We start from the raw sequence: 25,349 nt of genomic DNA, 5'->3' as shown, positions 1-25,349 counted from the left end.
AAACAACCAACAATTATGGCAACTCAAATTTTTTTAAACATGGCTGTTAACGACCTTGATAAGTCGATAGCGTTTTTCACCAAACTTGGTTATACTTTTAACCCTCAGTTTACCAACGATAAAGCAACCTGCATGATCATTAGCGATACCATTTACGTGATGCTGCTAACTAAACCTTTCTTCCAGACATTTACCGAAAAAAGGATCATTGATGCACATAAGGAAGTAGAATCCCTGATATGTATATCTACCGAAAGCAAAGATGCGGTTAACGAGATGGTGAACAAAGCAGAGGCAGCAGGTGCCACCATACCTAACCCGGCTACCGACTACGGTTTTATGTACCAACACAGTTTTGCCGATCTTGATGGCCACCACTGGGAGTTTATGTGGATGGACCCTGCCGGCCCGCCGCAAGCGTAAAAGGGCATTTCTATAACTTTGGTAATATGAGATTAATTTTCTTTTAATTCCTCAATTTTAGTAATCCAAGCATTAAAGTGAGGGCAATTCTTCCTCAACTCGTTCAATCCAATATCTTCAGCAACCAATGGACCGACTTGGGCCTTTTGACCTTCATAGTTGGGCAAATATTTTATTATTCTTTTCGAAGGCGCGGTATGGGGAGACTCGTTTACTTCCTCAGGTGCGAGGTTTCCAAGTTCTTTTTTTAAACGATTGATTGCACCTTGGCTTTCAGGAAACATTGTAATCAATTTATCTGGATTGACTAAAAGAAATGATTCAAATTCATGTAATTGTACGTAAGGAATAAATGTATGGTGATTAATGTCTAATTTAATTGCATTTTCTAACTCTTTGATTTTCGTGTAAGGATCGATAACTGCTTGAATCTTTTTGGTAAAAGGACTTTTATCGTCCTTAGGAAATGCATATAGGTCGAGCATACTCGTGTAGTATGTATTTGCCCGATTTTGGTCGGACTCAATCCAGTTTACAACATCATTGCGAAATTTTGTATATTTTAACAATCCCCCTTTAGCGGGTTTACTATTTTGGCTATCCCAACCAGTTCTGATTCTTCGGGCCGAGATAAATATATTAAGGACTGCAAAGTGTTTAACTAAAACATCTTTAACGAAAGCCTCTTCAGAACTACCTTCGACAACGATATTTAAAAATATCATGGACGCCCCCCTATTATGTTTTTCTCCCAAATTTCACCAGTAGAAAAGTCTTCTAAATAGGCTTGCAAACTCTCAGTTGCAGGCCTGTGATACTCTGAATCTCTCCCTTTTCTATCAATTACAATCAAATCATCCAAATCGAAATTATTGACCAAACTAATAGATTGTGTAGCTACAAATACTTGACAATAAGTCGATGCGGTTTTTATTAACCCTGCTACTGCATCGATAGCACTTGGATGCAGGCCTAATTCCGGTTCATCTAAAAACAAAACTGTTGGTAGGTTTTTAGGGTTTTGTGCTAAAAGACTAATTAATGCAATTGTTCGAAGCATTCCATCGGATGCCTGCCCGGCGTTAAATACTTTATTTGTACCGTTTTCTTTCCATGATAAAAGGATTTGACCGAATTCATCATAAAACTCAAAATCATCAAAAAATGGCAACACTAATCTAATATATTTAATTATCCTGAAATAATAGGGCTGTTCATCTCGTTGAAGATGGTATAAAAAACTACCTAAATTTTCGCCGTTTTGTTTTAACCACCGGCCATCGGCAATACTCCATTTCAAACGCATGGGTGCGGTATCGCTGGTGTTGTGAAATTGATAAACTATCAACTTTCTTAATAAATTCAATATGGTTTTAGATGTAGCATTATTAACCGCTGGTAGTTGAGCCTCTACATGGCCAATCCCACACGAACTCCACGTTGACTCTCCTTTGATTCTTTTGGCAGAAAATCTATATTTCTCTTCTCTAAAAACCAATCTATCAGGCTTAGCAAACATTAGACTAAAAGCATATTCATTTGTTCCTGTAACAGTTTCTATACATATCTTCGCTTCAATAGATTTTGTTACATCTGCGCCGTCATGTAATATATCGTTAGCACCTCCAAGGTATGAGATATATTCTTGCAACTTTCCGTCAGAGTTCAACATCCAACTCAGAAATTTAAAAAAAGATATAAAATTACTCTTCCCCGCGCCATTAGGACCTATAAGAATATTTAATGCATGTGGTTCGAATTCTTCTATGACTTTTATACTTTTATATCCCTTAATAGTGAAGGATTTAAGTTTAACATTTTCGGGCATAATCTTTTCCTTATTGAATTCAAATATAAGAAACAGTTTGGTAGTCACTGGTTCTATTAATTAATCAAAATTAGGAAAACTAAAAAAGCCATCAGTTGTAAAACTGATGACTTTCAAAATATTATCTCAAGTCCTGATCTTTGTATCCTGACTTTTAATTTTTCTATAGATCTTCCGGTACGGTTATACTTTGATCTCAACTTCAACACCGCTTGGCAATTCAAGCTTCATTAGCGCATCTACAGTTTTTGAGTTTGAACTGTAGATATCCAATAAACGTTTGTAAGAACATAATTGGAATTGCTCACGTGCTTTTTTGTTAACGTGCGGAGAACGCAAAACAGTGAAAATTTTCTTTTCGGTTGGTAACGGAAGTGGTCCGCTAACTACAGCGCCTGTTGGCTTTACTGTTTTAACGATCTTCTCGGCTGATTTATCAACCAAGTTGTAATCGTACGATTTTAATTTGATCCTGATTCTTTGGCTCATTTTGTTTTTGATTTAAACCACCCTAAGAGCTATTTATTAGGGTGATTGGTTTATTTGAAAATTTGAAGATTTGATAATTTGAAGATCATTTTCAAATCTTCAAATTGCCTCATCTTCAAATCAATATTTATGCGTTTGCAGCAGCTTTTTTGCCTCTTGCTTTAGCAACTATTTCTTCCTGTACGTTACGTGGTGCTTCAGCATAGTGATCAAACTCCATGGTTGAAGTAGCACGGCCAGATGTAATAGTACGCAACTGGGTTACGTAACCAAACATTTCTGAAAGTGGTACAGTAGCTTTAATTACCTGTGCACCTGCGCGGCTATCCATACCTAACAGTTGGCCACGACGACGGTTCATATCACCGATAACATCACCCATGTTTTCTTCAGGGGTTAAGATCTCGATCTTCATGATCGGCTCAAGCAATACCGGTTTACATTTTGGCAACGCTTCACGGTAAGCGATCTTAGCAGCTAACTCGAAAGATAGCGCATCTGAATCGACTGCGTGGAACGAACCATCAATTAAACGAACTTTTAAACCTGTAAGCGGGTAACCTGCCAACACACCATTTGCCAATGAAGCCGCGAAGCCTTTTTCAACAGATGGGATAAACTCACGAGGGATAGAACCACCAGAGATCTCGTTAACGAAAGTTAAACCTTCTTTACCTTCATCGTTTGGTGATATAATAACCTGGATATCGGCAAATTTACCACGGCCACCAGTTTGTTTCTTGTAAGTTTCGCGGTGCTGTGTAGTACCTGTGATAGCCTCTTTGAAAGCAACTTGTGGCGCACCCTGGTTAACCTCTACCTTAAACTCACGTTTAAGACGGTCCATGATGATATCTAAGTGAAGCTCACCCATACCGCTAATTACGGTTTGGCCGGTTTCTTCGTCAGATTTAACGTGGAAGGTTGGATCTTCTTCAGATAATTTACCTAAAGCCATACCCAATTTATCAACATCAGCCTGAGTTTTAGGCTCGATAGCTAAACCGATAACCGGCTCAGGGAAGTTCATCGACTCCAGAATGATAGGGAATTTCTCATCACAAAGTGTATCACCTGTTTTGATATCCTTAAAGCCTACTACCGCTGCAATATCACCTGCACCTACATTAGGTATAGGGTTTTGCTTGTTAGCGTGCATCTGGAATATACGGGAGATACGCTCTTTGTTATCAGAACGCATGTTATGTACATAAGAACCGGCCTCTAAGTTACCAGAGTAAACGCGGATGAAACACAAACGGCCTACGAAAGGATCCGTCGCGATTTTAAACGCCAAAGCTGCAAATGGTTCTTTTTCTGATGGCTGACGGATAATTTCTTCGCCAGTATCAGGGTTAGTACCAACAATACCATCAACATCCATAGGTGACGGAAGTAATTCCATCACATAATCAAGCATGGTTTGTACACCTTTGTTTTTGAAAGATGAACCACACACCATAGGCACAATTTTAGCATCTAACACTGCTTTACGCAATGCATCTAAAATTTCGCGCTCGGTGATAGAAGCAGGATCCTCAAAGAATTTCTCCATCAGGCTCTCATCGTAATCAGCAACTGATTCCAATAATTTCTCTCTCCACTCGGTAGCTTCCTCGATCATATCCTCAGGGATAGGCACTTCGGTAAAGGTCATACCTTTATCGGCCTCATTCCAAACAATACCTCTCCAGTTAATTAAATCAACAACACCTTTAAAGTTCTCTTCTGCGCCAATTGGCAACTGAAGCGGAACAGCGTTGCTGCCTAACATAGTTTTTACCTGTTTAACAACATTCAAGAAATCGGCACCGCTACGGTCCATCTTGTTAACGAAACCTATACGGGCAACGTTATAGTTGTTAGCAAGCCTCCAGTTGGTTTCTGATTGTGGCTCAACACCATCAACTGCACTAAACAAGAAAACCAAACCATCTAATACACGTAAGCTACGGTTTACCTCAACGGTAAAATCCACGTGGCCCGGGGTATCAATAATGTTGATGTGGTATTTCTGGTCCCTGTATTTCCAGTCGATAGTAGTAGCAGCAGATGTAATGGTAATACCACGTTCCTGCTCCTGCGCCATCCAGTCCATTGTAGCTGCACCCTCGTGTACTTCGCCAATTTTATGGCTAACACCCGAGTAATACAGAATACGCTCTGTAGTAGTGGTTTTACCGGCATCAATGTGAGCGGCAATACCTATGTTTCTTGTATATCTTAGATCTCTTGACATATTCTTTTTTATTAAGTGCGGGAGCGGGGTATTCAGAGCGTTTTAATCCACTCCTCGCACCCTACTCCCGCACTAATTATTTTATTTAGAATCTAAAGTGAGAGAACGCTTTGTTGGCTTCAGCCATTTTATGCGTATCTTCTTTCTTCTTCACGGCAGCACCTTCACCTTTAGCAGCAGATATGATCTCGCCCGCTAACTTCTCCATCATGGTTTTTTCACCACGGCGACGAGCATAGCTGATCAACCATTTCATACCCAAGGCAACTTTACGCTCCGGGCGAACTTCTGTAGGTACCTGGAAGTTAGCACCACCAACACGGCGGCTTTTTACTTCTACAGCAGGCATTACATTGTTCAAAGCTTTTTTCCAGCTGTCTAAGCCGTTTTCGCTTGTTTTCTTTTCAACAATATCAATTGCATTATAAAATATGGTGTAAGCGGTAGATTTTTTACCATCAAACATCATGTTATTTACAAACCTGGTTACCAATACTTCGTTAAATTTTGGATCAGGAAGAAGGATTCTTTTTTTCGGTTTTGATTTTCTCATTGTTACTATCCTCCTTTAATTATTTCTTTTTCTTAGGTGCACCTTTTGCCGGGGCAGCTGCCTGTCCTGGTTTAGGGCGTTTAGTTCCGTATTTAGAGCGGCGCTGGTTACGGCCCGCAACACCAGATGTATCTAACGCACCACGGATGATGTGATAACGTACACCAGGTAAATCTTTAACACGACCACCGCGGATCAGTACAATAGAGTGTTCCTGTAAGTTGTGGCCTTCACCAGGGATGTAGGCGTTAACTTCTTTACCATTTGTAAGGCGCACACGTGCAACTTTACGCATTGCTGAGTTTGGTTTTTTAGGGGTAGTGGTGTACACACGTGTGCATACTCCTCTTCGCTGTGGACAGCTGTCCAACGCTGGTGACTTACTCTTGTCAACCATAGCTACTCTACCTTTTCTAACTAATTGCTGAATAGTAGGCATTTTTCCTTTTTTGTATTTACTGTTTTATCCTTATTTTAAGGACTGCAAAGGTAGACACTATTTTTTGATTTTCAAGGGCTTGGGCGAAAAGTTTTTTCAGTAACTGATTGATTGAGTGTGCCAAGTAGCCGGGGCTATAGTAATTAAGCTTTCAACTTAGCGTGCGAGATAATAGCAGAGTTCAGTAATTCGCCTGTAGGTTACCTTTTTCAAGTTGTGGTATCAATACTAAAATAAGCATGAAAGCAGCCTGGCAAAGCGTAAAGCAACATCCTTTTTCGGTGTTTTTTTATTTAATTTACTGCTTGTTATGGTGCAATGCATATAATTTGTTTCTTCAGCCAATGCTCGAAGGCGGCTTGTTAGTATTAGCAGGCATTTTTACAGCTTTGTCTTTTATTGCCATTAGCCTGCACAACGCCTACCAAACTGATGAGTACAAATTTTATTTGAGGTTCATTGCCTTTATCGTGGTACCTGTAATGCTGGAATTTTTACTGAACAGTAGAGTCACGCCCCGTTTAATTCCCCTTTAATTAAGTCCGATCTGGTATAGTAATTATATCATATATAATGGTGGCGATATTTTGTCAGTAGTTGTGTTTTACGAAACTGCTTATTATCAGCTATTTATAAATATTTGCGTGCGTTCACGGCCGTGAACGTGAACATTTCCGCCATAATTAAAAAGCATTTGTTGGTAATGCTATCTCCCGCCAGCCCCGCTTTCCGCTTATACGGCATATGCCTTAGGCACTGGGCCGGTATCCGCTGCAATCGGGTTTAGGTTTCATGGCTTCCAACTATTTCAAAATATTTTTTTGCCATTTAAACTAAAATTATACTTTTGCCACCCCAACGCGAAAGTAGCTCAGTTGGTAGAGCACGACCTTGCCAAGGTCGGGGTCGCGAGTTCGAATCTCGTCTTTCGCTCCAATCCTTCCCGTAACCGGGAAGGATTTTTTTGTTTTGTATTGTTATTTCGGTTTATCTATATTGAACCTATAAACCAAATAACATGAAGACAGACCTTTACACCAAAGTTATCCTAACCATTATCGCAGTTGCCCTAACCCTTAACCTGGTTAAAAGCAGCATTACCCCCGCCATGGCCGATACCAAAAAGTATGTTACCCTCCCCGCTAACGCCGATGGCAGCATCAACGTAAATATTAATAGCATGAACGAAACGATGGATGTAAATATCAAAAATGTTGATCGCAGCGCATTTTACTATGTTACGCCTATCCCGGTGAAAGTTACCCAGTAACCGGCTAATCATCAGCAGATTGTAAACGAATTGCAATATTGGGATAAATTATCCATTTTAAGTTGTAGGATATAAATTATATTAATAAGATAATTTATATATTTGTTTCAACTAACAGATTTAATCAAACTGTCAGTTATTAGTTAATTAAAAATTTATGAGAGCAGGTATAGCGCAAGGCCAATCCTGCTCTTTTTTATTTAACATACGCTGACTTAAAAATTCGGGATAAAAAAAAGCAGGTTTAGCTTAAGCCATACCTGCTTTAGGGCGTTCGCCCATGCCCCCAGGGCCGCTTGGTAAGTATTACCGCGGTGCTCCGGGCGGTTTTGGCGGTGCTGAATGTCGTGGAAGGCTTCCGCAGCCTGTGCCCAGTATTGCGCCTAGCGCAGCAACTAATAAAAGGCCAAATATTTTCTTTTTCATAGTTATGTGTTTCACATACAATACCGCTTGGTACTAATTTGTTTTAATTATTGGCGCGTAGCTTTAACTAACTCTATTTCAACACTTCCCTGCTGATCACTATTTTTTGTATCTCTGATGTCCCCTCGCCTATGGTACACAGCTTGGCATCGCGGTAAAATTTCTCTACGGGGAAATCCTTCGTGTAGCCGTATCCGCCAAAGATCTGTACAGCCTCGTTAGCGCAACGCACCGCAACCTCTGATGCAAAATATTTAGCCATGGCAGATTGCTTGGTAACAGGCAAATGGCGGTTCTTCAGGTCAGCGGCTTGCATAATTAGCAATTCGGAAGCTTCTATCTCGGTAGCCATATCAGCCAGTTTAAACGATATCCCCTGGAAATTGCTAATAGGTTGGCCAAACTGGTGGCGCTCTTTAGAATAAGCAACAGCAGCTTCAAAAGCGCCTTTAGCTATGCCTAAAGATAATGCCGCTATAGAGATGCGGCCACCATCCAATACCTTCATGGCTTGTTTAAAGCCTTCACCCTCTACGCCAAGTAAATTTCCTTTAGGTACGCGGCAATTGTCAAATATCATTTCGGTGGTTTCTGATGCACGCATGCCCAGTTTATTTTCTTTTTTACCGGCACTAAAGCCCGGCGTACCGCGCTCTATCACCAGGGCAGAAATCCCTTTACTATCACCTTTTTCGCCGGTGCGTACCATTACTACCGCAATATCACCGCTTTTACCGTGTGTGATCCAGTTTTTAGAACCGTTCACTACGTAATGGTCGCCATCTAACACCGCGGTTGTAGCCATACGCATAGCATCGCTGCCGGTATTGGCTTCAGTTAATCCCCAGGCACCAAGCCACTCGGCAGTTGCCAGTTTTGGTAACCAGCGGTGTTTTTGCTCATCATTGGCAAACGCCAAAATGTGGCCGGTACAAAGCGAATTATGCGCCGCAACCGATAGGCCTATCGACCCGCAAACCTTTGCTATCTCTACTATGGTGGTAACATACTCGGCATAACCGAGGCCCGAGCCGCCAAATTCTTCAGGAACAAGCACGCCCATCATACCTTGTTCGCCAAGTTGTTTAAACAACTCCAGCGGGAAATGCTGCTCTTCGTCCCACTGCATTACATTTGGGCGGATGTGCTTTTCAGCAAAATCTTTGGCCATTTGGCCTATCATTTTTTGATTGTCGCTTACACTAAAATCGTAGCCAGCGGGGCTATCGGTTAACAAATGTTCCATGTAAAAAAAGTAGATTTATAATTGGTTGGCAGTAAAACTAAGTATTAATTTGTCTAATAACAGCACCTTAAAAAGCGCCTAAATCAACACCAAAACGGTATTTGGTATAAATATCATCTTTAAACGCAGCAAGATAAATTTATTATGCATGCATAGCAAATAAATAATTTGAAAAAAAATTAGCTGGAAACCTTGAAAATTATCTAACTCTGAAAAATTCGAAATAAACAATAGTTTAGAGCAGCCCAAACTGCGTTAAGTGATGCGCCATGTGTTTACCATGCCATATCAGCCACTCATCATAATCCATAGCACCGTATCCTCCGTGGTTTACCAAAATACCGGCGGGTTCAAAATACTTATCAAAGTCTTTTAGCTCCTGCATTAGTTGGGATACTGCGGTTTGCAAGTTGGGATATTCGTTTACGGCGGGCAAAGAGCCTAATATTAAATTACGTGGGATCTGCGCATCGGTATAGATCCACTTTTGCTTCGCCTGTTTAGCCTCATCTTCGGGCACATCAAAAACAAACGTGAGTTTCCCGTTGGTGTACCGTACCTGATCTATCATGTGCTCTACCATTTGCTGCGGCACCATGTTGCCCCAAATGGGTTTGGCATCTGCATCCAGTTTCTGCAACATTTGATGCAATGCTTCGCGGTTTGCGGGCTCAACCAATTGTTTCATGCTTAGTTAACCGTCAGTTTTATAATCGTATCTACACCATCCATTGCCAACCCCTTAGTATAAATAAACAAGCCTTCGGGCTGTTGTTTAAATTTAACCTCGCTTCCGTCGGCTAACAAAACGGCTTTACTTATCTTCTCTTTTAGTTGCGGGATAAATATATAGCCCTCGCCCTGTGGCGAAGTTATGTGGGCATACATCGTTTTATCTTTAACTGTAACTACGCCCCAGGGCTGCGGTGGCATGTAGCTGCCGCGGGTGCCGTAAATACTTTCGCCATTCTTTTTTATCCAGGCCCCAACAATAGCGAGGGTATCGGTAAACTCCGGTTGGATCTTTCCGTTTGGCATCGGGCCGATATTCAGCAAAAAGTTGGCGTTGCGCCCGGCATCGCCCACCAGGTAATGGATGATCTGTTTAGAAGATTTAAAGCTGCGATCAGTGATGCTAAAGCCCCAACTGTTATTAATGGTTTCGCAGGTTTCCAACGGCAGCTTGCCTATGGATTGATCTGGTGCAAAGCCGGTGGTATTTCCACCCGGCAGGTCCTTCTCAAACATCTGGAAGTCCTCACCATCCTTCACTGCAACGTGGTGGTTGTTACCTATCATTATGGCTGGATTCAGTTTGTGTATCAGCCCGTAGATCTCCTTATAATGCCAATTTACTTTGGTGCGTTCCCAATCGCCATCAAACCAAATGCCTTTTACGCCGGGGTATTTAGTTATCAATTCGGTTAGCTGGTCTTTCATGAATTTAATGTAGCTGTCCCAATTTCCTTTTGTGGGTTTCCCGTTAACTATCGGGCTGCCAAAGGCGTAATCGGGCCGGCCCCAGTCAAGCAACGAATAATAAAAGTGCAGCTCGATGCCTTCCTTCTCGCATTCCTTTGCCAGCTCCATCAGCGGGTCTTGGTGGTAAGGCGTGGCATCCACAATATTATAAGGCGACATTTTGGTGCCGAACATGCTGAACCCATCGTGGTGGCGCGATGTAATGGTGATGTATTTCATCCCCGCCTGTTTGGCAAAAGCCACCCATTCCTTAGCGTTAAATTCCTGCGGATTAAAAAAACCTGCAAGCCTTTTATAACTATCGTAGGGGATGTTTTTGTTATGCATCACCCACTCACCATCGCCCAAAATACTATAGATTCCCCAGTGAATAAACAGCCCGAATTTCATATCCTGGAATTTCTTCCTTTGGGCAAGATTTTCGGCTGTTGGCGTATAAGTGTTTTGTGCCGATGCATTTATCGCGATAGCAACAAACAAGCATATTGCAAGTAGTCTCTTCTTCATAACCATAATTTATAGCTGAAATATCTTATCCATCAGCACCCATTTCTCGCCGGCAAACGCGCCCTTTACAGGTTGCTGGTACTTCCACATCAGGTCTTCCCACTCCTGCACTTTGGCGTTGCCCGCATCCATTGCAGCTTTTTTAGAAAAGCTAAACCCGGCGTTAGCCTCCACGATCATCACCAGCTTTGTTCCCAGCCTGTAGATCTCCATATTGGTAATGCCCGACGCGGTAATACTGTCCAAAATTTCGGGCCAAACCGCTTTGTGGTGCTCTTCGTATTGGGCAATAAGGTCTTCGTCGTCTTTCAAATTGAGGGTAAGGCAGTACTTTTTCATAGGCATCTGGTAAGGTAAACGGGGGTTACAACGATAATACAAGTAAGCAAATGTTTGGCGTAAAAGCAAGCGGTGCCAATAGCTTTCGGTAAAATTCATAGCTTAGTAATTTATGAGCGCTATTTTGATCCCATCCACCAATGTTAACCTGCGCCGTTTCACGCTTAACGATGCCGGTTTTATCTTTGAGCTGCTTAATACCCCTACATGGAAACAATTCATCGGCGACCGCAACATAAACACCCAAACAGATGCCGTTAATTACTTGCTTAACGGCCCTACGGCTATTTATGCCCAGCACGGTTTTGGCCCTTGGATGGTAGAACTAAATGAGGGCGGAGTACCCATTGGCATGTGCGGCCTGTTTAAACGCGACTACCTTGACCGCCCCGACCTTGGCTTTGCCTTTATGCCGGGTTATGAGGGCCGCGGGCTTGCCTATGAAGCTTGCACAGCTTCCTTAGCTTACATAAACGGGCATTACCCTATAGATAAACTATATGCCACTACTACCGACACTAATTTGCGATCGCGGCGTTTATTGGAGAGGTGCGGATTTACCTTAACTGGCACAGTAACCCCACCGGGAGGCGAAGCGCTTTTGCTTTACACGTTGATTTTACAATAACATAATACTACCGTTACTAAACAGTACAGATATTTGAAGCGGTAAATAATTTATTACGATGCCAGATACACGCAGAGATTTCCTTAAAAAAGCAGCCATGCTTGCCGGTACCGCCGGTTTAGCAAATATACTCCCCGCCTCTATCCTAAAAGCAATGGCAATAAACCCGTTGCCGGGCACTACCTGGGCAGATGCTGAGCATATTGTTTTTTTAATGCAGGAGAACCGCTCGTTCGACCATTGCTTTGGCTCACTTAAAGGGGTTAGGGGATTTAATGACCCACGTGCTATTGATCTGCCTAACAAAAACCCGGTTTGGCTACAATCTAACGCTAAAGGCGAAACTTATGCGCCGTTCCATCTCGATATAAAAAACACCCGCTCTACCTGGATGAGTTCGTTGCCGCATAGCTGGAACAACCAGGTAAATGCCCGCAACGATGGCAAGTTTGACCAATGGCTAATGGAAAAGCAATCGGGTAATAAAGACTATAAAAATATGCCTTTAACGCTCGGTTATCACAACCGTGCCGACTTGCCTTTTAACTATGCTTTGGCTGATGCCTTTACGGTATGCGACCAAAATTTTTGCTCATCGTTAACCGGCACAACCCCCAACCGACACTTTTTTTGGACGGGCACCATCCGTAAGGAACAGAGTGAAAACTCGCGCCCTAATGTGTGGAACGAGGATTCGGACTTTGAATCGCATAACTGGACCACCTTCCCCGAGCGATTGGAAGATGCCGGCATTTCATGGAAATGTTACCAGAACGAGATCTCGGTAGGCGTGGGTTTTGAAGGGGAAGAGGACTCCTGGCTATCAAACTTTACCGATAACAACCTGGAGTTTTTTAAACAATACAACGTTAAGCTGCACGATAAACATATTGCTTATCTAAAAAAACAGCTTACTGTATTACCGAAAGAAATTGCCGAAACACAGGCTAAAATAGATGGTTTGCCTACCGGCGATGCAAGCCCTGCCAAGCTAAAAAAGCAGCTTAAGCAACTAAAAGAGGCACTGGATAGCATAAATAACAACAAGGCTATTTTAGAGCCTGGCGCGTTTGATAAACTGAGCGCTAAAGAAAAAAACCTGCACTTAAAAGCTTTTACAACCAACAAAGCCGACCCCGATTACCACAAATTAACTACACTAAAATACAACGATAACGGCACCGAACGCGAAATGCTGGTGCCAAAAGGAGATGTACTTTACCAGTTTAGGCAGGATGTAAAAACAGGCAACTTACCCACCGTATCGTGGTTAACCGCCGGCGAAAATTTCTCTGACCACCCCGGCGCACCCTGGTATGGTGCCTGGTACACATCAGAGGTTTTGGACATCCTTACCAAAAACCCGGATGTTTGGAAGAAGACGATCTTCATTCTTACCTACGATGAAAACGACGGATATTTTGACCATATTCCACCTTTTACTGCCCCCCATTCGCACAAAAAGGGAACAGGAAAGGTATCTGACGGCATTGATACGCGCGTTGAATTTGTAACCCTTGAGCAGGAGCAGGAACGCAAAGGTTTCCCTAATAATTACGACCGTGAAAATGCCATTGGCCTGGGCTACCGGGTTCCTATGGTTATTGCGTCGCCGTGGAGCCGTGGCGGATATGTAAACTCGGAAGTATTTGACCACACTTCGTCACTACAATTTTTAGAAACCTTTCTTACCAAAAAAACAGGTAAAAAAATAAAGGAGCACAACATCAGCGATTGGCGCCGCACCATTTGCGGCGACCTTACCTCGGTATTCCGTGCCTACCACGGTGAAAAGTTTGCCGCCCCTGCGCCGCTAAAAAAGAATGAGTTTGTAGAAGGCATCCACAAGGCACAGTTTAAAAAACTGCCTTCGGGGTATAAAAACCTTTCGGCAGATGAGATAGCTGTTATTAAGAAACATCCTGCATCATCGCCATATATGCCCAAGCAGGAACCCGGCATAAAACCATCATGCGCCTTGCCTTACGAGCTTTATGCGGATGGACAATTGAACGAAGACAAAACCGCATTCGAGATAAAATTTAAAGCAGGTAATACGGCTTTTGGCGATAAAGCCATTGGTGCGCCGTTTAACGTGTACGCACCAGGTAAATATGCTTCCTTTAACGATCCGCAGAAAATGGAAGCCGTGCGCACCTGGAGTTATGCTGCCAAAGCAGGTGACACCCTTACCGACTCCTGGCCGCTAAATGAATTTAAGGGCAGCAATTACTACCTGCGCACTTATGGCCCTAACGGCTTTTACCGTGCTTATAAAGGCAACTTTAAAGACCCGGGTATAGGTGTGCAATTCGCTTACCAAACGGCGGGTAAAAAGCTAAACGGTAACGTCGACCTTACTTTTTGGCTTATTGGCACAAACGTGCCGCTAACCGTTGAGGTGGTAGATAACGCCTACAAAACAGGCACAAAACAATTGACCATCCAACAGGAAAGTTTCGCGGCGCAAACGATAAAACTGGATCTAAGCAAAAACCACGGATGGTATGATTTTACCGTGAAAGTAAAAGGCTTTGCTGAGTTTGAGAAACGTTATGCAGGCAGGGTAGAAACCGGCCATTCCAGCTTCTCGGACCCGGTGATGGGCAGGATTATTTAGAAATTCGCACTACTTCCATTTGCGCTACCTGTTTATCGCGGGTGGCCTTGTTTAAAAAGGCGGGCTTTAGTTTAGAGATATGGAAACGTTCGAATTTAGCCAGCGTGGTTACTTTATAACCTTTTGCGGCAAATGACGCCGCTGTTTCTGCAGGGCCGTAGAATATGAACGGTGTCGCTGGTAAATGCCCGCTGCCATCTTCATTTAACTCCACTATAGGTTGCTTCAAATAAAACTCCATCGGAAAGGAGGCAAATTCAAAACTGCGTGCAACAGGGAGGCCTTCCTTATTATTATCATTTATCCAAAACGCCGCCTCGCTCCCGGCCTGGTATTTTAACAGCGACGGGTAAAAAGCCATGTTCAAATACAGGTTCACCACAAAGGCGATGATAACTGTTCGGAATGCCGTTTGCCTGAAATCGGTATCGCTAAAATTGCCGGGTATTATCAACAGCATTGCCAGCCAAATTAAGACCGTTATGCCGATATCCCACCTAAACTCCTGTGGTTTAAAAAAGTAGTGCAGGGTGGCAATTATCAATAAAAGCAATACAACCAACCCCATTTGCATAATACGGATGGCTTTAATGCTACTCTCTGATCTCAATCCAACCAGGTACTGCGCCGTAATGATAGCGAAGAACGGGAAAACGATATTCAAATAATGCGGTAACTGAAACTTTGATGCCGAGAACAACAGGAAGGTTAACATAGCCCCGCTAATGCAAAGCCACTCGCGCTTTTGCACATCTTTAATGCCTGTTTTAATAAAATGCCAAATAGCCGCGAATAATATTAGCGACCATGGCAAAAATGCCCATAACGTAGTATGTATAAAAAAGGAAGGGTCCCCGTGGCCTTTAATAGGGCCGGTATTAAAAAAGCGCCCAAACTGGCTGTCCCAAAAAAAGAATTTGATACCCGATACGTTATGCGTATCAAAAACAAGCTTCTCGGGGTGGCTGTCGAATTGTACATACAGGCAATAGATCTCTGGCAGGACAAACACCAATATCAACACCGCGGCAAGCAGCCAGCGCAGGTTAAAAAGCTGTTTCCATTGTTTGGTGATAGCAAGGTGGCATACTATGGCGCCGCCTATCGGCACCAATGCAAACATTCCTTTAGTCATGATGGCGCAGGCGGCGAACAAGGCGCCCAACACCAGTTGCCAAAACTTATTTTGGGTATACGCGATGTAAAAATAATATACCGATGCGATTATCAATCCCGTAAGGTAAGGCTCGGCACGTACATCGTTGTTGGATAGTATGATGTGCTGCGAGGTAAGCAATATCAACACCGCCCATAGCGCTATCTGCTTAGTATAAAGTTGCTTGGCTAACAAGTAAGTGTACCAAGCCCCCATCAGCATAAACAATATACCGGGCAGTTTATACGCCCAGGTGTTTATGCCAAATACCTTTAACGACAGGGCAGCCACCCAAAATGGGAAATGCGGTTTATCCAGCCAGTCAGTGTTATTTACGATGATGTTAATATAGTCGTTACGCTGTACCATGGTTTTGGCTATGACCGCGTAAAGCGTGCCATCGGGCGCCAGAATAGGAATAAACAACCCGGTAAAATTAAGCAGTACCGCCAGCCCTATAAAGCAGTACAGCCATTTGTATTGATCCGGATTGGGTTGTTGCATGCGGCGCAAAGTTAGATTTTAGATGTGAGATTTGAGATACCGGATTTGAGATTTGTGTTAGGGATAAAAGCCATCCGCCCCGCCATGAAAACAAATCCTGTTAATCTTTAAAATCTGTTTGATCCCGGTTCAGACATTGATATTTATCACTAATTTTAGCCAAAGCAATAACCCTTGTTGCTTAATTACAATTACACCTTTATGAAAAAATTAGCTATTTTATTACTACTGCTTTGCCCTGTAGCGCTGTTTGCACAAACGGGTAAAGTATATGATAACTTAACCCTTAACAGCAAGATCCTGAAAAGCGAACGCAAGTATGCCATTTACCTGCCACCAGATTATGAAACCAGTGGACGCACTTACCCGGTGCTTTACCTGTTGCATGGCGCAGGCGACGACCAAACAGGCTGGGTGCAGTTTGGTGAGGTGCTTAGCATTACAGATAAGGCTATCCGCGATGGCGTGGCTACGCCCATGATCATTATTATGCCCGATGCCAACACCGGCCACAGGGGCTATTTTAACAATGTTAAAGGCGACTGGAATTATGAGAATTTCTTTTTTACCGAGTTGATGCCTTTTGTAGAGAAAAAGTACAAGATAAAAGCGGAGAAGCATTACCGCGCCATTGCCGGTTTAAGCATGGGTGGCGAAGGCAGTTTTATTTACGCGCTGCACCATCCCGAACTTTTCTCGTCGGCATGCCCATTGAGTGCCGCTACCGGTTTCTGGAATTTGGATGAGGCCAAAGGTTATTGCAAAGAAGAGTATCCGCAGGTTACAGATACCGCGATAAGCAACTATTATAACAAATACAGCGTATCACAATTGATGAACGCCATACCCGACGCTAAAAAGAAGGACGTGCGCTGGTTTATGGATGTTGGCGACGACGACTTTTTATACGAAGGCAACGGATTGGTGCATAACCTGATGCGTAAAAACAATATCCCGCACGAGTACCGTGTTAGGGATGGCGCCCATAACTGGACGTACTGGCGGGCATCGTTACCCAATGTGCTGGAGTTTGTATCACAGGCGTTTCATCAGTATTAATAAGTTGATAACTAATGGGTGATGGTAAATAGAAATGGATTTAATGATCAGTTAGCTATTTACTATTCGCCTAATAAAACGTAACTTTAACTGAACTCAATTTTATCTAATCTCTATTCTTTTATCTATGGAACGCCGCAAATTTTTAAGAAATACAGCTTTAACAGCAGGGGCATTGGCTTTTTTAAACAACAAAAGCATTGCATCCATACTTACAGCACCCGAGTATAAATTAACCGCTTTGCGCAACAACGTGGGTATTTTTACAGAGCAGGGAGGTACTATTATTTGGATGGTGAATAAGGAAGGTGTTGTTTGTATTGATGCCGAGTTCCCGGAACCAGCGAGCCATTTGATAGCCGAGCTGAAGAAAAAATCGGACCAGCCTTTTCAATGGCTGATAAACACCCACCACCACGGCGACCATACCAGCGGCAATATCTCTTTTAAAGGCACGGTAAAAAACGTGGCTGCGCACGCCAACTCGCTCATTAACCAAAAGGCCGCCGCCGTTAAACAAAAGTCGGAAGATAAACAGCTTTACCCCGATACCACCTTTACAGATAAATGGAAAGTAAAAGTTGGCGACGAACACATCACCGCGCATTATTTTGGCGCGGGCCACACCAATGGCGATAGCTTTATACATTTCGAAAACGCCAACATTGTGCATTGCGGCGACCAGGTGTTTAACCGCTTGTACCCTTATATCGACCGCAGTGCGGGCGCATCATGCAAGCATTGGCCCGTAGCGCTTGAGCAGGCACAAAAACAATTTAACAAGGATACTCTATTTGTTTATGGCCACGCTTTTGACCCTACAAAAGTTACCGGCACCATGGCCGACCTTAAGGCTATGCAAAACTATATGGAAAGGCTTGTGGCCTTTGTTGATGGCAGCATAAAAGCAGGTAAAACCAAAGAACAGATCCTGGCCGCAACGGCTATCCCCGGCGTTACCGACTGGCAGGGCGATGGCATCCAACGTGGCCTTACCGCCGCTTATGAAGAGTTAACCGCTTAATATTAAACCTGATTTTGTAGGCAACCGCTGTACAAAAGCGTATTGACCCCGCTATGGTATGGAAGTGGATTTAGAAATTATAATAATTATCCCTGGCGAATGCCGGGGATTTTTGATTAATAACCTATAAATTCTTTTTGATGAACCACTACCTGGCCTTGTTTTCGGTACTGCCGCGCCTATCGCTTTTAGGAATAGCCGGTAAACTCACATTCCCTAACCATTTTTTGTAATTACTTATGGTTGTATACTTTAAAGGGCATCACCCATTAAACACATTTGGCCCGTTAGCGCAAAAGGTCAATTTTTTAAACAAAATTCATTTCATCTGTTGCAGATGTGTTTAGCCCCCCGTATTACTTCAGAACTGTATTTTTCACAGTTTTGTAACTTTTATGTGTTTAAACAGTCTTTTACTATAATAAGCTTTTATCCCATTCGTTCATTGTGTATATTTGACACTTAGTGTGCTTGGGAACACTTTTTGTAGTGTAACTTACACAGACAGAATATATTAGGAAATATGCAGCCGCAATGGCTTTGCTATAAAGAGCTTGGGTAATTTTTAAACATGTTATCTGAGGTTTAGTTGATCAACATTATTTGAATGATGTTGTAGTGCGTTCCGGGGTGAGATACGGAACGCATTTTTTTGTTTACATCAATTGCGCTTACAGCAGTTAGATTAAGATTAATTTCACCGATTAGTTTTCCAACAATCCCTATAGCTATCGGGACGCCACTTTCTTACCCTTATATGTTGCGAGGACTAATAACACCATTCGGTTATAGGTATCCAGCCCTTGGGGTTGGTTGTTGGCCTTTAAAAAGTTGTCGTAAAAAACACTGGTAATGGTGTTTATTTTGCTTTGATACGATAGCCAATAAAGGCGCTCTTCTTTAAAATCCGCCAGTACCTGCGGGGATATTTTGATTTTTAATTGTTTAAACACAACGGTATCCGTATAACGCACAGTGTGCATAAACTCGTTAACCGCGAGGTTATAGGCCGAGTATCTTAGCAGTCTGTCGTTAGAACCTGTTGCCGCTATAAAGCCAACGAAGTTTGCTTCATCCTCGGGCCCGTAACCCATTTGGTGAGACATCTCGTGGCTGGCCACAAACGGCCGGTTAACCACCGGCATCTGGTAGTTCATTTGCGCCTCGCCTGTAAACGGGTTATAGTAGCCGGATGTACCAATATAATTTAGCAGTCCTGTTAATAGCGATGGTTTTATTTTAGGGCTGTAAGTATAGTATTGGGCATTGGTGTTCGATAGTTTGATAACCGCTTTGTTTGCAATGCTATAAATAGAATCGTTGCCCTGTTTCAGATCTGCCGCTGTAACCCTTGCACGGGCAGCGTTAGCGCTATCTATCAGTATAGTGGTAACTCTTTGCAATTCGGCTTTGGTATAAGTGCTATCGCGAAGATTAAGCCGCTCCCCTGCCGATGGACGGAAGTAGTTAAGTCCCCAAAACGAGTAAAACATCAATATGCCTGCCATCACTGCTATTACAATGCCAGCTGCAAAAATACCGGCGTGCATAAACTTTTTTTTGATGCAGAGTACAATTAGCCGGATCAGCGCATAAACCAGGTAGCCTATCACAAACAGGTATATGAGGTCGCCAACACTAAAGGGAAACAGATTAAAAACCGGGTGCAGTACGTGGCAAATGAACGGGTAAAACCCTTTCGAATAATATTTCTCAACCGCTTGGGGGTGGTCGGCAAAAACAAGCAGCAGGTTTACCGCCAGCATAAGGCTAAGGACAATTAACCATCTCCTTAATAAAACCTTGCCCGGCCTTTGTTTTTGCATGTTTAGGGTAAAATTGCTACAGGCAAATATTACGCTTTATTTTTATATAGCGCAATAAAAAACCCCGGTCAAATTGGCCGGGGTTTTTACGTAAAATCGCAATAACTTATTTTACAGCAACGGGTACCGTTAGCTTGTCCCAGGTTAAACTAAAACCTTTTTTGTTGATCTTGTAAACCAAACGCTCGGTAGCTTTTGCAGCAATCGGTTTAACGGTCACCCGCAAAGCATCATCTGCTTTTTTATATTTGTAGGCCCCCCATTGTTTGGCCACCTTGTTAAAAACGATCGTCCAGGTAGATTTGCCGGGAATAGCGAAAAGCCCATAAGTGCCAGCAGGTAATTTTTTTCCCTGTACTAAAATATCCCTGCTTGTTTTAAATACGGTAGCTTCGTTTGCACCGGCGCGCCAAACTGAATCTATCGGCACTAATTCACCATATATTTTACGGCCTTTTACCGATGGGCTGCCGTAGTTGATGCTGATAGTAGCTGCACCAATTTGAGCACTAACGCTATCGCGCGGGCTTGCAACAGGTTTGTTTTGGGCAAAAGTAACGGCTGTAAACAGCATGGCAAACGCAAATAGCACTGCTGCTTTTAGTTGAAATGTTTTTTTCATGATGGTATTATTGTAGTTTATATGGGGATAAAGATAACGCATAAACGCCTAACATCTTAAAAAATTACTTATTACCGCTAACTACTAAAACTTTCATAAACACAGCGTGTTATATAAGCCGAATTCACATTGCAGTTAGGAATTGACCGAAAGGTTAAACAATTGTTGTGAGTTTTTGGCCCCTGCCGCAAGGTGGGGGTTTTTTATGCCTTTGGCGTCATAAATATTTGCCGCCATTACACTTATATTTGCCATTACAATGGCCAATAATTACAAGCCCTTTTACATTTTACTGTTTTTGCTGGCGCTAGTGGTTAACTTCATCGGCATCGACGCCGATTTTTTTACCGACGACCCCGGGCTTTACGCCTCTATCTCCAAAAACATGCTTTACAAGCATGACTTACTCCAACTCTTTACTTATAACACCGACTGGCTGGACAAACCCCACTTCCCGTTTTGGGCAGTATTGGTAAGCTTTAAAATATTTGGCGTTAGTGCCTGGGCGTATCGCTTGCCGGCATTGCTCTTCCTTTTGTTAAGCCTGCTTTATACCTACTTATTTACCCGCAGGTTTTACACCAAAGAGATAGCCCTTACAGCCGTTTTAATACTGACGACAGCCCAGCACCTGCTGCTATCAAATATTGATGTGCGTGCCGAACCATACCTTTTAGCATTGATAATTGGCAGCATTTATCACATAGCCCGATATAATGATAAACCAATAGCTAAACATTTGCTGCTGGCAGCCCTGCTTACAGCTTGCGCAATCATGACGAAGGGCATCTTTGTAATCGTAGCTATTTACGGAGCGTTGCTGGGGCAATTCATCGCGCAAAAAAAGTTTTTTCAGTTGTTTTATCCAAAATGGTTACTGCTATATGCTCTTACTTTTCTGTTCACCCTGCCCGAACTTTATTCCCTTTACGTGCAGTTTGACGCACATCCGGAGAAGACGGTTTTCGACAGGCAACATGTAAGCGGGATAAAGTGGTTTTTGTGGGATAGCCAGTTTGGGCGCTTTATAAACCACGGGCCTATCCAACAAAAAAAAGGTGGCGATAAATTCTTTTTTGTACATACCCTGCTTTGGGCATTTTTGCCGTGGTGCCTGTTATTCTATTACTCGCTTTACAAAAGCTTTAAAAGTGTTTGGCAAAAAGCAACTTTGCCTGAGTATTACACCCTGAGTGGAGCGTTACTGTTGCTGATCCTTTTCTCTTTATCCCGGTTTCAGTTACCTTTTTATACCAACATCCTTTTCCCATTATTTGCCATTATAATGGCGCCCCATTGCTTTAAACAACTTAGCAGGGCAGGTACAATTTACCGCAAGATGGTTCTGCTTTTATTTGCCGTTGCTTTACCAATAGTTATTGTTGCGATACATGTTTACGCTAAACCGCCATCTAACCTGCTGTTTATGTTAGCTATTGCGCTTTTTGGATTAATAGCCGTTGCTATAACTATAAAAGTAAAAGAAACGGCCTACAAGATTTTTATGCTTACCTGCTGCTCTGTACTGTTTGCAAATTTTTATTTGAATACGGTTTTCTTCCCGCTTGTTGCGTCTTATAACGCGCAAATACCTGCCGCCAGGTATGCAAGCCAGCAACAGTTTGCCAACGCAAAGCTTTACACCCTGCGCATGTCTAACAACTCGTTCCAGTTTTATAGCAATAAACCTGTGGAGTTTGTACCGCTTGAAGGCTTTAAAGATTTTAAGCCCACAGGCAAAGCACTATTTTTCGCCAGCCAGGCATCGGTAGATTATCTTACCACCGCCCATACCAATTTTAAGATCATTCAGGCCTTTATTGATTATCCGCAGGAAAACATACTGCCAAAATTTATAAACAGCGATACGCGTAGCCAGGTACTTTCTAAGGCGTACCTTATCAGCAAGTAGGTTATTGCACGTTATATTTATAAACGGCCCTGCCTATATTGCCCATATTATCTATTCCTTCAACTATTACGCGATATTGGCCAGGGCCATCATTAAAATAATTAAAGGACGCATTGCCGGCAGCATCTGTAACCAGGTTTGGTTTCCAGTAAATGGTGCTACGGTTTTCGGCAGGGTATTTCTTAGTTACATCATACACCGGCGAATAAAACTCGCGCGCTATATAAAAGCCTTCGGGCGACAATGTAAATATACCCGGCGACATTTCCTTGCTTATTTCTGCCGGTTCCCCACCTTGTTTTGTATTGATTACCATAACCCCGCTACCGGCGCCCATACCATAAACTACGGCATTTGCCCCTTTCAATATCTCTATGGAAGCAACATCAGCGGGTTGAACAACATCTATCCCGCCCGATGTTATAGCACCATCAACAACTATTAACATAGGTTCGCTTATGGTTGCCCCGTTTGCCACAGTAAGTGAAGTTTTAAGATAAGCTTTCCCGTTATTAAAATCAATGTTACGGGCAACCCCGCTCAGACCTTGTGATAACGTTGCGAAATTTTTAACGTCTTTACCAAAAATAACCTGGTCGGCATTACCCGCACCTGCAAGGCTCAATGTACGGTAATTGCTCGTCTTACCTGTCACAAATACCGGTTTTAATTCGCGTGTTTTGCCTGGTTGCCCGGTCACCACACCGGTGTATTCCGGCAAGTTATCAATTACCTTCTCTGCCGTTTGGCTGTAAGCAGGTAGTACAGCTGCAATATAATAATTATCTAATATTAGTTTGGCTTTATCACGAAGCGATTTGTTATCGATATTTAACAAAAATTGTGACCTGTCTGCATACTCAAGGTCAGGGAAATTAAATTTACCGGCTGTATTTGTAGTAGTGGTCATACTTTGCCCGGTGGCCGATAACATCAAGGTTATTCTTTCGTTTGGCACTGGTCTTCCCGACTTATTTACCATTAATCCGCTTATTGGTATGCCAAATTCTGGCTTATATGCCATTGGGGCTTGCGGCCCGTTAAGCAGCTCTTTCCATTGTACGCGGCGGTAACCTTGGGTAAGCATCAAAATATCGAGGTTATTGCGCGTATCGGAAGTAACGTTGTTAAAATAATAGACGGGCTGTTCAACATATCCGCGCAACTCCGAGGTTAGCAATAGATCGGATAGGATCGAACCTTCGGTATCCTCATTGCTTTGTAGTTTACTTTCATCGATCACCGCAACCGAGAAATTACCCATAGATGCTTTATCTGCATTTTTTGCGTTAAGCGTAATGGTTGCCTTATCATGATTTACATAGGTCGCCTTATCACTATTTATCGTAAAATTAACGCCATCATCGTTCTGAATAAACACTAAACGTTCGCACAATGGCATCCCGCTTTGCGAGAAAAGGGTGATTTGGGCTATGCCGCTTTTTAGTTCTTTTTTAGGCACATCAAATCCTATTCCCTGATTATCTAACGTCGTTTTAACCGTTTTAACAACGCCAGCCGAATAGATCACTACATTCACCTCTTTATCCTTATTCTCCAGGTAATACGTTTTGTTGGCATTGATATCGATAGATAATTTAGCAGCATCGCTATTGTTAACCGTAAGCGACATGCCTTTTGTTTCGGGCACCGGGAGCGAAACCGTATTTACCGACCCATCCGGATAGGTTACTTTTGCCTTGTAGGTTTTGCCTGCATCGGCCGTGATATAAAATTGCCCCATCCCCAAATGCGCCGACGTAAATTTTGCAACTTCTTTATTATCGCTATCAACCACTATACCTTTTACATAAGCGCCCAATCCATTACTGCCAACTGCTTTAAACGCGATACGGCAAGGCACTGCGGTTATAAATGTACCTCCTTCGGGGAAAAACTGTACATCGGCTTTGTTATTGGCTGCTTTTGCCGGGTATAACTGCGCTATGCTTTTGCCATTCACAGCTATGGTTTTGTTAAACACATAAACGTTACCCGCATTTTGCATCCATTGGGTGTATGCCCTTACTTTATAATTTCCTTTTGAAAGATAGTTAGGCAACGAAAAATCGCCCCAGGCCAATCCGTTTTTTAATTGCAAAATAAGCGATTGCATTACCGAGTCATTCTTGCTCACCAGATCCACATGCAAAACGCCGCTTATTTTTGATAGTTCGTGCTGTTCGCCTGCGGTTACGTAGGCTTTAAAGTATATGATATCCCCGGGGTTATAGTAAGGTTTATCGAAGTGTAGATACGCTTTCTCAATGATATTGTCTGTTGATAACGATTGCAGCCTGCCTACAACATCTTTTAAAGTGCCCTCGTTTTTTACAGGCGATACCTGTGCCTGTACAGCCGCATTTACACAGCCTGCGGCAAACAACATTAAGAAAAACTTTTTCATGGTGTGAGATATTTATATGCGATAAATTGCGGATGGTTGGTCCGGTTATAATTGGCATATAAATATACTGATATTCAGACGAATACTCCAAATAGTATTTTTTGCGTATGGATATACAGGACTGAAAATTACCTAACTTATTCTTCCTTTATCTCTTCCCAGTAAAGCGTACCCTCATAGATGCCATTTTTGATGGCAACCTGCGCTTTTACTTTATCCAATTCGGCCTTAACTTCTTCGGGGCTTAGTTTGGCGCTTAACGACGAATAGAAAATAACATACCCAGTCTTACTGTTTATGCATTTATAGTGTTTGTCAGCAGTATTCATAACGATATTGCTTTTAGATAT

At 42.7% G+C, this 25,349-nt stretch carries 22 protein-coding genes and 1 tRNA gene; 8 read left to right on the top strand and 15 right to left on the bottom strand.

The window, feature by feature from the left end; translation table 11 throughout:
• Positions 1-15: 15 nt before the first annotated feature.
• Complete coding sequence (locus ACVW0P_RS14380; protein WP_457132726.1) at positions 16-423, top strand: VOC family protein; 408 nt, start codon at positions 16-18, stop codon at positions 421-423.
• A gap of 32 nt (positions 424-455) precedes the next feature.
• Here the strand turns inward: ACVW0P_RS14380 and ACVW0P_RS14375 are convergent, their stop codons facing one another.
• From ACVW0P_RS14375 to rpsL, 6 genes are all read right to left on the bottom strand, one after another.
• Positions 456-1,148 carry a DUF4276 family protein gene (locus tag ACVW0P_RS14375; protein WP_457132725.1) on the bottom strand — a complete coding sequence of 231 codons (693 nt, stop codon included), beginning with the start codon at positions 1,146-1,148 and terminating at the stop codon, positions 456-458.
• A complete protein-coding gene (locus tag ACVW0P_RS14370; protein WP_457132724.1) occupies positions 1,145-2,299 on the bottom strand; it encodes an AAA family ATPase in 1,155 nt (384 codons plus the stop codon). Before ACVW0P_RS14370 ends, ACVW0P_RS14375 begins: the two co-directional genes overlap by 4 nt.
• Positions 2,300-2,434: 135 nt before the next feature.
• On the bottom strand, positions 2,435-2,740 hold the full coding sequence (gene rpsJ / locus ACVW0P_RS14365) for a 30S ribosomal protein S10 (RefSeq protein ID WP_022830652.1): 306 nt from the start codon (positions 2,738-2,740) through the stop codon (positions 2,435-2,437).
• A gap of 127 nt (positions 2,741-2,867) precedes the next feature.
• A complete protein-coding gene (gene fusA / locus ACVW0P_RS14360) occupies positions 2,868-4,979 on the bottom strand; it encodes an elongation factor G (protein WP_354431828.1) in 2,112 nt (703 codons plus the stop codon).
• An 85-nt stretch (positions 4,980-5,064) separates the two neighbouring features.
• The gene (gene rpsG / locus ACVW0P_RS14355; protein WP_121245903.1) at positions 5,065-5,532 is read right to left on the bottom strand and encodes a 30S ribosomal protein S7; all 468 of its coding nucleotides are present in this window, start codon (positions 5,530-5,532) and stop codon (positions 5,065-5,067) included.
• A 19-nt stretch (positions 5,533-5,551) separates the two neighbouring features.
• Complete coding sequence (gene rpsL, locus ACVW0P_RS14350; protein ID WP_191161789.1) at positions 5,552-5,971, bottom strand: 30S ribosomal protein S12; 420 nt, start codon at positions 5,969-5,971, stop codon at positions 5,552-5,554.
• An 860-nt stretch (positions 5,972-6,831) separates the two neighbouring features.
• Here rpsL and ACVW0P_RS14345 point away from each other — a divergent pair.
• Together ACVW0P_RS14345 and ACVW0P_RS14340 are read left to right on the top strand one after the other, a co-directional pair.
• Positions 6,832-6,907: transfer RNA gene (locus tag ACVW0P_RS14345), tRNA-Gly, on the top strand.
• 82 nt (positions 6,908-6,989) lie between these two features.
• Positions 6,990-7,241, top strand: a complete 252-nt coding sequence (locus ACVW0P_RS14340) for a hypothetical protein (RefSeq protein ID WP_354431824.1) — start codon at positions 6,990-6,992, stop codon at positions 7,239-7,241.
• 499 nt (positions 7,242-7,740) lie between these two features.
• Here ACVW0P_RS14340 and ACVW0P_RS14335 read toward each other — a convergent pair whose 3' ends face one another.
• From ACVW0P_RS14335 to ACVW0P_RS14320, 4 genes are all read right to left on the bottom strand, one after another.
• On the bottom strand, positions 7,741-8,913 hold the full coding sequence (locus ACVW0P_RS14335) for an acyl-CoA dehydrogenase family protein (protein WP_457132723.1): 1,173 nt from the start codon (positions 8,911-8,913) through the stop codon (positions 7,741-7,743).
• A gap of 235 nt (positions 8,914-9,148) precedes the next feature.
• Positions 9,149-9,601 carry a DUF1569 domain-containing protein gene (locus ACVW0P_RS14330; protein WP_457132722.1) on the bottom strand — a complete coding sequence of 151 codons (453 nt, stop codon included), beginning with the start codon at positions 9,599-9,601 and terminating at the stop codon, positions 9,149-9,151.
• Between the two features lie 2 nt (positions 9,602-9,603).
• Positions 9,604-10,902 carry an alpha-L-fucosidase gene (locus ACVW0P_RS14325; protein WP_457132721.1) on the bottom strand — a complete coding sequence of 433 codons (1,299 nt, stop codon included), beginning with the start codon at positions 10,900-10,902 and terminating at the stop codon, positions 9,604-9,606.
• A gap of 9 nt (positions 10,903-10,911) precedes the next feature.
• Positions 10,912-11,241: an L-rhamnose mutarotase gene (locus ACVW0P_RS14320; RefSeq protein ID WP_457132720.1), complete on the bottom strand. Its 330-nt coding sequence runs from the start codon at positions 11,239-11,241 to the stop codon at positions 10,912-10,914.
• 112 nt (positions 11,242-11,353) lie between these two features.
• Here ACVW0P_RS14320 and ACVW0P_RS14315 point away from each other — a divergent pair, with 112 nt between their 5' ends.
• Positions 11,354-11,869, top strand: a complete 516-nt coding sequence (locus tag ACVW0P_RS14315; RefSeq protein WP_457132719.1) for a GNAT family N-acetyltransferase — start codon at positions 11,354-11,356, stop codon at positions 11,867-11,869.
• Positions 11,870-11,927: 58 nt separating this feature from the next.
• Positions 11,928-14,489: a phosphocholine-specific phospholipase C gene (locus tag ACVW0P_RS14310; protein WP_457132718.1), complete on the top strand. Its 2,562-nt coding sequence runs from the start codon at positions 11,928-11,930 to the stop codon at positions 14,487-14,489.
• Here ACVW0P_RS14310 and ACVW0P_RS14305 read toward each other — a convergent pair.
• Positions 14,482-16,149: an ArnT family glycosyltransferase gene (locus ACVW0P_RS14305; protein WP_457132717.1), complete on the bottom strand. Its 1,668-nt coding sequence runs from the start codon at positions 16,147-16,149 to the stop codon at positions 14,482-14,484. The two genes, ACVW0P_RS14310 and ACVW0P_RS14305, sit on opposite strands and share 8 nt — an antisense overlap.
• A 201-nt stretch (positions 16,150-16,350) precedes the next feature.
• Here ACVW0P_RS14305 and ACVW0P_RS14300 point away from each other — a divergent pair, with 201 nt between their 5' ends.
• A complete protein-coding gene (locus ACVW0P_RS14300; protein WP_457132716.1) occupies positions 16,351-17,208 on the top strand; it encodes an alpha/beta hydrolase in 858 nt (285 codons plus the stop codon).
• A 127-nt stretch (positions 17,209-17,335) separates the two neighbouring features.
• Positions 17,336-18,232 carry an MBL fold metallo-hydrolase gene (locus tag ACVW0P_RS14295; RefSeq protein ID WP_457132715.1) on the top strand — a complete coding sequence of 299 codons (897 nt, stop codon included), beginning with the start codon at positions 17,336-17,338 and terminating at the stop codon, positions 18,230-18,232.
• A gap of 728 nt (positions 18,233-18,960) precedes the next feature.
• Here ACVW0P_RS14295 and ACVW0P_RS14290 read toward each other — a convergent pair.
• Together ACVW0P_RS14290 and ACVW0P_RS14285 are read right to left on the bottom strand one after the other, a co-directional pair.
• A complete protein-coding gene (locus tag ACVW0P_RS14290; protein ID WP_457132714.1) occupies positions 18,961-20,058 on the bottom strand; it encodes a DUF3810 domain-containing protein in 1,098 nt (365 codons plus the stop codon).
• A 106-nt stretch (positions 20,059-20,164) separates the two neighbouring features.
• Positions 20,165-20,680 carry a DUF2911 domain-containing protein gene (locus ACVW0P_RS14285; RefSeq protein ID WP_457132713.1) on the bottom strand — a complete coding sequence of 172 codons (516 nt, stop codon included), beginning with the start codon at positions 20,678-20,680 and terminating at the stop codon, positions 20,165-20,167.
• A 259-nt stretch (positions 20,681-20,939) separates the two neighbouring features.
• Here ACVW0P_RS14285 and ACVW0P_RS14280 point away from each other — a divergent pair, with 259 nt between their 5' ends.
• Positions 20,940-22,592 (top strand): ArnT family glycosyltransferase, encoded by a 1,653-nt coding sequence (locus ACVW0P_RS14280; protein WP_457132712.1) that lies wholly within the window; start codon positions 20,940-20,942, stop codon positions 22,590-22,592.
• 1 nt (position 22,593) lies between these two features.
• Here the strand turns inward: ACVW0P_RS14280 and ACVW0P_RS14275 are convergent, their stop codons facing one another.
• Together ACVW0P_RS14275 and ACVW0P_RS14270 are read right to left on the bottom strand one after the other, a co-directional pair.
• Positions 22,594-24,999, bottom strand: coding sequence for a TonB-dependent receptor plug domain-containing protein (locus tag ACVW0P_RS14275; RefSeq protein WP_457132711.1), 2,406 nt, complete (start codon positions 24,997-24,999; stop codon positions 22,594-22,596).
• 137 nt (positions 25,000-25,136) lie between these two features.
• Positions 25,137-25,328: a hypothetical protein gene (locus tag ACVW0P_RS14270; protein ID WP_354431809.1), complete on the bottom strand. Its 192-nt coding sequence runs from the start codon at positions 25,326-25,328 to the stop codon at positions 25,137-25,139.
• Positions 25,329-25,349: the final 21 nt, after the last annotated feature.

Source organism: Mucilaginibacter sp. UYNi724, assembly GCF_054057495.1.
The sequence above is the reverse complement of the archived record's forward strand: the minus strand, read 5'-3'. Positions and strand labels throughout refer to the sequence as shown.

Excerpts from the sequence above, each read along its gene's own strand:
- ACVW0P_RS14380 (WP_457132726.1), top strand. The coding sequence starts at position 16 with ATGGCAACTCAAATTTTTTTAAACATGGCTGTTAACGACCTTGATAAG.
- ACVW0P_RS14375 (WP_457132725.1), bottom strand. The coding sequence starts at position 1,148 with ATGATATTTTTAAATATCGTTGTCGAAGGTAGTTCTGAAGAGGCTTTC.
- rpsJ (WP_022830652.1), bottom strand. The coding sequence starts at position 2,740 with ATGAGCCAAAGAATCAGGATCAAATTAAAATCGTACGATTACAACTTG.
- fusA (WP_354431828.1), bottom strand. The coding sequence starts at position 4,979 with ATGTCAAGAGATCTAAGATATACAAGAAACATAGGTATTGCCGCTCAC.
- rpsG (WP_121245903.1), bottom strand. The coding sequence starts at position 5,532 with ATGAGAAAATCAAAACCGAAAAAAAGAATCCTTCTTCCTGATCCAAAA.
- rpsL (WP_191161789.1), bottom strand. The coding sequence starts at position 5,971 with ATGCCTACTATTCAGCAATTAGTTAGAAAAGGTAGAGTAGCTATGGTT.
- ACVW0P_RS14340 (WP_354431824.1), top strand. The coding sequence starts at position 6,990 with ATGAAGACAGACCTTTACACCAAAGTTATCCTAACCATTATCGCAGTT.
- ACVW0P_RS14335 (WP_457132723.1), bottom strand. The coding sequence starts at position 8,913 with ATGGAACATTTGTTAACCGATAGCCCCGCTGGCTACGATTTTAGTGTA.
- ACVW0P_RS14330 (WP_457132722.1), bottom strand. The coding sequence starts at position 9,601 with ATGAAACAATTGGTTGAGCCCGCAAACCGCGAAGCATTGCATCAAATG.
- ACVW0P_RS14325 (WP_457132721.1), bottom strand. The coding sequence starts at position 10,902 with ATGAAGAAGAGACTACTTGCAATATGCTTGTTTGTTGCTATCGCGATA.
- ACVW0P_RS14320 (WP_457132720.1), bottom strand. The coding sequence starts at position 11,241 with ATGAAAAAGTACTGCCTTACCCTCAATTTGAAAGACGACGAAGACCTT.
- ACVW0P_RS14315 (WP_457132719.1), top strand. The coding sequence starts at position 11,354 with ATGAGCGCTATTTTGATCCCATCCACCAATGTTAACCTGCGCCGTTTC.
- ACVW0P_RS14310 (WP_457132718.1), top strand. The coding sequence starts at position 11,928 with ATGCCAGATACACGCAGAGATTTCCTTAAAAAAGCAGCCATGCTTGCC.
- ACVW0P_RS14305 (WP_457132717.1), bottom strand. The coding sequence starts at position 16,149 with ATGCAACAACCCAATCCGGATCAATACAAATGGCTGTACTGCTTTATA.
- ACVW0P_RS14300 (WP_457132716.1), top strand. The coding sequence starts at position 16,351 with ATGAAAAAATTAGCTATTTTATTACTACTGCTTTGCCCTGTAGCGCTG.
- ACVW0P_RS14295 (WP_457132715.1), top strand. The coding sequence starts at position 17,336 with ATGGAACGCCGCAAATTTTTAAGAAATACAGCTTTAACAGCAGGGGCA.
- ACVW0P_RS14290 (WP_457132714.1), bottom strand. The coding sequence starts at position 20,058 with ATGCAAAAACAAAGGCCGGGCAAGGTTTTATTAAGGAGATGGTTAATT.
- ACVW0P_RS14285 (WP_457132713.1), bottom strand. The coding sequence starts at position 20,680 with ATGAAAAAAACATTTCAACTAAAAGCAGCAGTGCTATTTGCGTTTGCC.
- ACVW0P_RS14280 (WP_457132712.1), top strand. The coding sequence starts at position 20,940 with ATGGCCAATAATTACAAGCCCTTTTACATTTTACTGTTTTTGCTGGCG.
- ACVW0P_RS14275 (WP_457132711.1), bottom strand. The coding sequence starts at position 24,999 with ATGAAAAAGTTTTTCTTAATGTTGTTTGCCGCAGGCTGTGTAAATGCG.
- ACVW0P_RS14270 (WP_354431809.1), bottom strand. The coding sequence starts at position 25,328 with ATGAATACTGCTGACAAACACTATAAATGCATAAACAGTAAGACTGGG.